This window comes from Nitrobacter vulgaris, assembly GCF_031453995.1.
Lineage (GTDB): Bacteria > Pseudomonadota > Alphaproteobacteria > Rhizobiales > Xanthobacteraceae > Nitrobacter > Nitrobacter vulgaris.
Genome location: NZ_JAVDPZ010000071.1, coordinates 1 through 6,025 on the forward strand (window position 1 = coordinate 1; position 6,025 = coordinate 6,025).

The 6,025-nt window shown below is 57.3% G+C and carries 9 protein-coding genes and 1 pseudogene; 8 read left to right on the forward strand and 2 right to left on the reverse strand.

Going from position 1 to position 6,025, the window contains the following annotated elements:
• From GGQ85_RS20370 to GGQ85_RS20400, 7 genes and pseudogenes are all read left to right on the forward strand, one after another.
• Positions 1 to 200, forward strand: a 200-nt coding sequence (locus GGQ85_RS20370) for a hypothetical protein (RefSeq protein WP_309776035.1), incomplete at its 5' end; no start/stop codon positions are given.
• Between the two features lie 69 nt (positions 201 to 269).
• Entirely contained in the window at positions 270 to 536 is a 267-nt protein-coding gene (locus tag GGQ85_RS20375) for a hypothetical protein (protein WP_309776036.1), read from the forward strand.
• Between the two features lie 546 nt (positions 537 to 1,082).
• Positions 1,083 to 1,343 (forward strand): hypothetical protein, encoded by a 261-nt coding sequence (locus tag GGQ85_RS20380; RefSeq protein WP_309776037.1) that lies wholly within the window; start codon positions 1,083 to 1,085, stop codon positions 1,341 to 1,343.
• A 260-nt stretch (positions 1,344 to 1,603) separates the two neighbouring features.
• Complete coding sequence (locus GGQ85_RS20385) at positions 1,604 to 1,846, forward strand: hypothetical protein (RefSeq protein WP_309776038.1); 243 nt, start codon at positions 1,604 to 1,606, stop codon at positions 1,844 to 1,846.
• 20 nt (positions 1,847 to 1,866) lie between these two features.
• The gene (locus GGQ85_RS20390; RefSeq protein ID WP_309776039.1) at positions 1,867 to 2,127 is read left to right on the forward strand and encodes a hypothetical protein; all 261 of its coding nucleotides are present in this window, start codon (positions 1,867 to 1,869) and stop codon (positions 2,125 to 2,127) included.
• A 708-nt stretch (positions 2,128 to 2,835) separates the two neighbouring features.
• Positions 2,836 to 3,558, forward strand: coding sequence for a DUF488 domain-containing protein (locus tag GGQ85_RS20395; protein WP_309776040.1), 723 nt, complete (start codon positions 2,836 to 2,838; stop codon positions 3,556 to 3,558).
• 219 nt (positions 3,559 to 3,777) lie between these two features.
• A pseudogene (locus GGQ85_RS20400) lies at positions 3,778 to 4,089 on the forward strand (integrase core domain-containing protein); the annotation flags it as partial.
• Between the two features lie 384 nt (positions 4,090 to 4,473).
• On the opposite strand, the gene GGQ85_RS20405 reads toward GGQ85_RS20400, so the two are convergent.
• Together GGQ85_RS20405 and GGQ85_RS20410 are read right to left on the reverse strand one after the other, a co-directional pair.
• A complete protein-coding gene (locus GGQ85_RS20405; protein ID WP_309776041.1) occupies positions 4,474 to 4,773 on the reverse strand; it encodes a hypothetical protein in 300 nt (99 codons plus the stop codon).
• Between the two features lie 616 nt (positions 4,774 to 5,389).
• Complete coding sequence (locus GGQ85_RS20410) at positions 5,390 to 5,830, reverse strand: porin (RefSeq protein ID WP_309776042.1); 441 nt, start codon at positions 5,828 to 5,830, stop codon at positions 5,390 to 5,392.
• Between GGQ85_RS20410 and GGQ85_RS20415 the strand changes: the two genes are divergently transcribed.
• A complete protein-coding gene (locus tag GGQ85_RS20415) occupies positions 5,747 to 5,944 on the forward strand; it encodes an IucA/IucC family protein (RefSeq protein ID WP_309776043.1) in 198 nt (65 codons plus the stop codon). The genes GGQ85_RS20410 and GGQ85_RS20415 overlap by 84 nt on opposite strands.
• The last annotated feature ends 81 nt before the right edge of the window (positions 5,945 to 6,025 follow it).

A 6,025-nucleotide genomic window follows, 5' to 3' on the forward strand; every position in this document is an offset into this window, starting at 1 on the left:
GATACCGAGCGTCTCGACGGTCATTGCAGCTCTCCTTCCTCTTCCAGGCTCTCAGCCTGAATGGTGGAGGGAGAGCCGTCCATCCCATTAGCTGGGACGACGCCTTCAACATTTTCATCGAGATCTCGTCCTTTAAGGACGTGCTGGATTCGGCCAAGCTTCGAAACAAAGCCTTCTTCGAAAAGATCGGGCTGATGTAACGCGGCGCTATTCTAGCGAGCAGCATCGGCGTCACCTGCTGAAGGCGCGCAAGCAATAGAGTTCGACGCATGATTGACGAAGCCCCCGAAATTGAAGTTTCGCCGCTGGGTGGCGCGGTGGCTCGCAACGGCATGACCGTTCACGTCGAAATTTATCGGCTCGTTGAAGGCGACGAAAGCTGGACTCTTGAAGTGACCGATCACGAGGGTGGCTCGACTGTCTGGGAGGATCGGTTTGCCACCGATAAGGAGGCATATGACGAATTCTATCGTATGCTCGAAACCGATGGCATCCAGTCGTTTTTAGAAGATCAGCCGGAATCGAGAAGGCACTGAAACGACTGGTGCCGAAAGCAAGACCTGCCTAGATCGAGCTCAAGAAGGGAAAATGACATCAAGGCGCCCGATTGGTTCGAACGACGCAAGCCTCTTTCGAAAGAGCAGAAGCAAGCTCGTAAAGAGCGCCGGGAAGCGGCCGCAAGGGTCGCAACGGCTGAGAACGCGAAAGCAGCAGAGGAATTCGCCAGAAACCGCGAGCGCCTAAGAGCGGAGCGGCTGGCTCGTGAGGCCGGCGCCACGCAGCCGCCGAAGCGGGACTGAAGGTGAAGCGGTGGCCCGGGAACAAAAACAATCTTTGGAACGAACGGCCCTGCCAGCCCTTAGCCCGCGTCACCGCCCGGCCTCGCGACGCCCTGAGGAAGCCGAAGCCGCGGGATGCAGTCGGCCAAAGCGGTAAGACCCCCATTTCGAACATGGCTATGACCCATGCGGTCGCTAGTGGTTCATCTGCCGTTTCTGCATTTGGGGGCGTCTTCGTCGCCATTTACATCTGAATTGGTCGACGCCGTCGCCCAGACGTCGCCGCGACAAAAGGAGGGTTTGATGAACAAGCGTATGAACTTGTCTCACATCCGAACACTGATAAAGGCGCGTGGGCAGGAAGTCCCCTCTCGACAGGGAGATAAAGAGCCTTCCCTCGATCCCAGGGAAGCCTTGGTGGATATCCGAACGCTGGCCCGTGTTGCCATAGAGAGTGAGGACACCGCCGTCATGAAGCGCGATTTAGAGATGATCCTGACGATCGTGGGTAAGGCTTTGCCGAGCGGGCCAGAAAACCCCTCCGAAGCGATCTTCGGAGCATAATTCTAAACGGCCGGCCCCGAGACCCGAACTAGAAAACCCGCCGGAGCGGGGTCGAGTTTGCAGGCAAGCGTGCCGGCGGAAAAGCAAATGGCCCGAAGCATTGCCCGGGCCATCCATATGGCAGACCATTCATATTTATCGCGCGGATCTACTTTTGCCGGGCCGTGCACGGCGCAAATCCCGCGCGACCGATCCTTGCCAGGAACAACTCCCGATTACTGAAGTTATATGCGTCCCGCATTCGTGTCCTGAGCAACCCAATGAGCAGCTTCTCGATCGATCAAGCTAGAGAGGCATCTCTCGCTTGTTCCCTTACGCATCTCGCCAATCAACAGCACAATCTGGAGCTTGAAATGGCCGCTATCCAACAGATGAGGCTTAAACTCCGCGAAGCGTTCAATGCAGTTCCGCAAAAGAAGGTGGTTGGCACGATCAGAGGGTTGGAGTTCACAGTTTCGAGTGAGGAACAAACCCAAAGCAAACCGCGTTTGGTTCTCCGTTGAACAATCGAGGAACCGCACCTATGAAGAAATTTGCCATGACCGCGCTCATCGCATTGGCAACGACGTCGGCGCTGGCGCAAACGGCGACGGTTCGTGAGGAATACTACGTGGTGCGCGATCCGGCGACCAAGCGGTGCACCATCGTGGACCAGAAGCCAACCGTTACGACGAGCATCGTCGACCACGGCATCTTCGGCACCCGGACCGAAGCCGAGGCCGGCATGAAGACAATGGAAGTCTGCGAGACGGACGAGCCGGTGAACGACCACGACGACGATTGAGCTGCATCCATTTTGAGCCCCGCCGGTTCTCTCGCCGGCGGGGCGTTTTCATGCGCTCATTTCGTGGCGAAGCTGCAGAATGTCGAAGCGATCAACTGAGCCGGCAACGCAGCTGCGCCACAATACGAAAGGCCGAAATCAGGAAGGCCGTAAAGGAAGATAATCCGGACAACAAATCTCAGGGGCAGGAAAAAGTTGGTTACAGCGGCGGCACTTGATAGCGTCGTGCAGTCCCATCCACCTTACAGAAGGCCGCCCAATGGGCGGCCTTTTTCTCATAAGAAAACCCCGCCGGAGCGGGGTTTGGTTTACGCGATTACCGAAGAAGCCGCTGCTGCCGATCCTTTCGATCAGCATCAAACCTCATCCCGCCATGTTCAGCGGGATGTTTGTGCACACAGTTTGGTCTGACTGGGGTCATCTGCCGCAGGCATTATCCGCCCCCGACGGGTAATCAGCCCGTCCGGAGCTCGACCCAAGACTTGACCCGCCGGGAAACTGGCGGGTCTTTTTTGCATGCCTCTTGCACGGAACGCCTTCCTCGCGCGTAGCCATCATCAGCCTTCGCTTGCCGGCGCCGAGTAGCCATCCGATCGGCCAAATCTTTCGGACTGCGGTAGGCCATCGCGATACCCCACATGCGACGCGGAAAAAGTAATGGTCAGTCGGGTAAAATAGGAGTCTTGCGTAAGCGTGCTTCGCTGATGCGTGCTCGTGCAGCTGAAACTTCAGACGGCTCCCGGAAGAATTGCCACAAGCAACAGCTCGATCAGCACGACCAACCCGGACCGTGACGGCGAAGACGCAACTTCTCGCATGCGCGCCGACGCGGCCCCCTTGGTTCGACAGCAACGTCGGGGCAGAAGGCGAGGAACTTTCCTCAGCGGGGCGCGGTTGGCAAGCGTGACGAATCCCGTTTACACCGTTGGACATTCCATCCGAACCATCGACGAGTTTGCCGAGCTCTTGATCGCTGCGGAAATTTGCACATTGGTTGACGTCCGAAGCTCGCCGTCGTCGCGTAGGTTCCCGAATTTCAACCGCGAGCCTCTCTCGGATGCTCTGGAAAGCCTCCAGATCGGATATGTCTATTGCGCCGCGCTGGGCGGCCACCGAGGAAAGAGCAAGATGATTGCTCAAGAGATCAACGCGTTCTGGGAAAATCAAAGCTTTCACAACTACGCCGATTACGCGATGAGCGAGGCCTTCCTAGCCGGCCTGGAACGTATCATTGAAACGAGTCAGCACGAATTGACCGCGATCATGTGTGCGGAAGCCGTTTGGTGGCGATGTCACCGCCGAATTATCGCCGACTACCTCATCTCACGTCAGATTCCGGTGCGGCATATACTCGGACCCGGCAAGATTGTTGAGGCTCAGATGACGCTCTCTGCGGAGCGCCGAGGAGCGGTCATAAGCTACCCTGCGTAGGACTCCGGCGCGATGCTGGTGGTTATGCCGAGAGTTCTCCGTTTGACTCCCCTTCGTTCTCAAGAACGAATCCGACCCCCTCGCAAAGCGGCCAACGAGATCCGTTAAAAAATGGTTTGGAGGCGGGAGAGCGCCGCCATCACCTCACCCGAACATGCAAATGGTCCGAAGCATTGCCCGGGCCATCCACATCGCGAGCGAGCGTCCGGCTCAGCTCGCCGGGTCATCCGGGTCGATCAAGGCACCGAGTTCGTGTCACGCGATCTGGATCTTTGGGCCTATCAACGAGGCGTCACGCTGGACTTCTCGAGGCCAGGTAAACCAACCGACAATGCGTTCATCGAAGCGTTCAACGGCCGCCTGCGCGCGGAATGTCTCAACGCTCACTGGTTCTTGAGCCTTGCCGACGCGCAGAAAAAGTTGGAGGATTGGCGCAAGTACTACAATGAAGAACGGCCTCATGGTGCAATCGGCAACAAGCCGCCGATAACACTGCAAGATCACGATGGCGCAGCCAACCCGCTATCGTGAAAAAGCCGGAAAACTCTACCCTCCGGCGGTCCAAAGAATGGTCTCGGATCAAAACGGCCGAGGCTCTAATCTCCGCTGGATGACAGTTCAGTGGCAGGTCATGATGAACCGGGACCCGCCGCGTTGGCGAGAATTCCCCGAGTGTCGTAGTCGACAGCGAGGTTTTGTCCAGCCGCGGGTGACCTGTCAAATCTGGAGGAGTCCATGATCGAGCTGTTCGAACGCGCATTTTACCGTGCGCCGCAGCGGTCCGCGGATTGACGGGTTCAGCACGTCGGCTATTTTCTGGACCGCGACGGTCGAACGATCAACCCGTCGCTGTGCGAACAGATCGTCCAGGCCTGCATCTTGATTGAGGGCTACGCTTATGTCCGGCGTGCTACCTCAGTCGCAAACTTGTACGTGGCGGATCCGATAGCCGTAATCATCCCAATATCGCTTGCGGACCAGTCTGCATTCCGTCTCTTCTACGTAGACCGGTTCCGGTGCGTAGTAGACAGGGGGAGGCGGAGCGACATAAACGCGCGGTCCGGCGAGAGCGCTGCCAAGAAGCACCCCGCCGAGGAGTCCGCCAGCTACACCTGCGGCAATTTGGCCGCCGTCGGCCCTTGCTTCAGGAGCGGTTGCGACGAGCGAGCCAACGAGGAAGCTGGTCGCAAGGACCGCCGCAGCTAATTTCCTCATTTCTATCTCCGTCTGCTGCGGGCGAATAACAAGGATGACCATCTTTTAAAACACTTAAAAAAACCTTTAGGAGAACAACCTACTCGACGCTGCTTTTACTTACTCCTACCAGCAACACGCGGTTGTGTTGTGGCTTACTTTGTCGCCGCCATGCATAGGCGCAGGCATGCCGGATAGCTCCGACGTACGGACATAGACCCGCCTCGTGCTGGGGGGCTGCTCGGTCAGGAATCGATTGCCGTGCTGTGCCGCTGCGAAGGCATCACCGAGAGCCCTGCATTACAGCTAGTCGAAGGAAATTCATTGAAGCGGGCAAGGCGGCGGTTGGCGACACGGCCCGCGCGGCGACCAGCGAGAGGTGAGGATACTTCGTTGATCGACGCCTCTCTCCAGAGGCGCTCGCATTCCGCTTGATAGATTGATTACCTCGCCAGTGGAGGATTTGCGAAGCAGGGGAGCGCCGCTTTTTTAGTTCGAGCCTGCCTTATAGAGCGTCTTCGAGCGAAGCACAGATCCTCGGGATTGACCCGAGGATGGATGCCTTTTCGCGTGAAGAAAACGCGCCAGATCATATATGGAGACTTTTCCGTGAAGCTGGAAGGGCTCCATATAGTTTTCAAAATGCCCACTGGGTGCGCATCGCGTAGGCGTCCCATTTGGCGCCGAGATCCTGACTAGGAAGGTTGGATTTCGCTATCGTGCCGTGGATCCAGTTGAACATCACGCGCATGTTGTCGTTGAGATACCAATTGAGGCCGACGGTGACGTTATTTTGCTTTCCCCCGAATACCAGGTTGTCGTTGAGATCCATGTAGCTGTAGCGCGCGGCGATCTCCCAGGCGCCGATACCGCCTGCCACATCCCAGAAGAAGGGATTGCTCGGGTGCACACCGCCGAACGCAGCGTCATGTTGGAGGTATTTTCGCTTTTCGCCAGTAAGAATATAGCCGGCCTGAACGTAGCCGCCCTTGAAATGGAGGTCGGAACCTACGAAGCGGGAGACGCTGTAGTCGAAATATTCGCCTTGGGCGGCGCCCAGCAGGAAGTTCTCGCCGATAGGGCGCGCGCGTGCGGCGCAGATAGTGATACTTACTTATGGTTGCCTGTGCATCCGTGGCAGTGGGAGCGGCTTAACCGCACCGGATTGTCAAACCTAGTGGATCGCGTCTGACATTTGAATCCGGGATGGGATTCCCATCTGACTGGATGCATGCGAGTCTGGCGCATGCGAACCGGAATTTTCATCACCCTT

Excerpts from the sequence above, each read along its gene's own strand:
- GGQ85_RS20390 (WP_309776039.1), top strand. The coding sequence starts at position 1,867 with ATGAAGAAATTTGCCATGACCGCGCTCATCGCATTGGCAACGACGTCG.
- GGQ85_RS20405 (WP_309776041.1), bottom strand. The coding sequence starts at position 4,773 with ATGAGGAAATTAGCTGCGGCGGTCCTTGCGACCAGCTTCCTCGTTGGC.
- GGQ85_RS20415 (WP_309776043.1), top strand. The coding sequence starts at position 5,747 with ATGGAGGTCGGAACCTACGAAGCGGGAGACGCTGTAGTCGAAATATTC.
- GGQ85_RS20380 (WP_309776037.1), top strand. The coding sequence starts at position 1,083 with ATGAACAAGCGTATGAACTTGTCTCACATCCGAACACTGATAAAGGCG.
- GGQ85_RS20375 (WP_309776036.1), top strand. The coding sequence starts at position 270 with ATGATTGACGAAGCCCCCGAAATTGAAGTTTCGCCGCTGGGTGGCGCG.
- GGQ85_RS20385 (WP_309776038.1), top strand. The coding sequence starts at position 1,604 with ATGAGCAGCTTCTCGATCGATCAAGCTAGAGAGGCATCTCTCGCTTGT.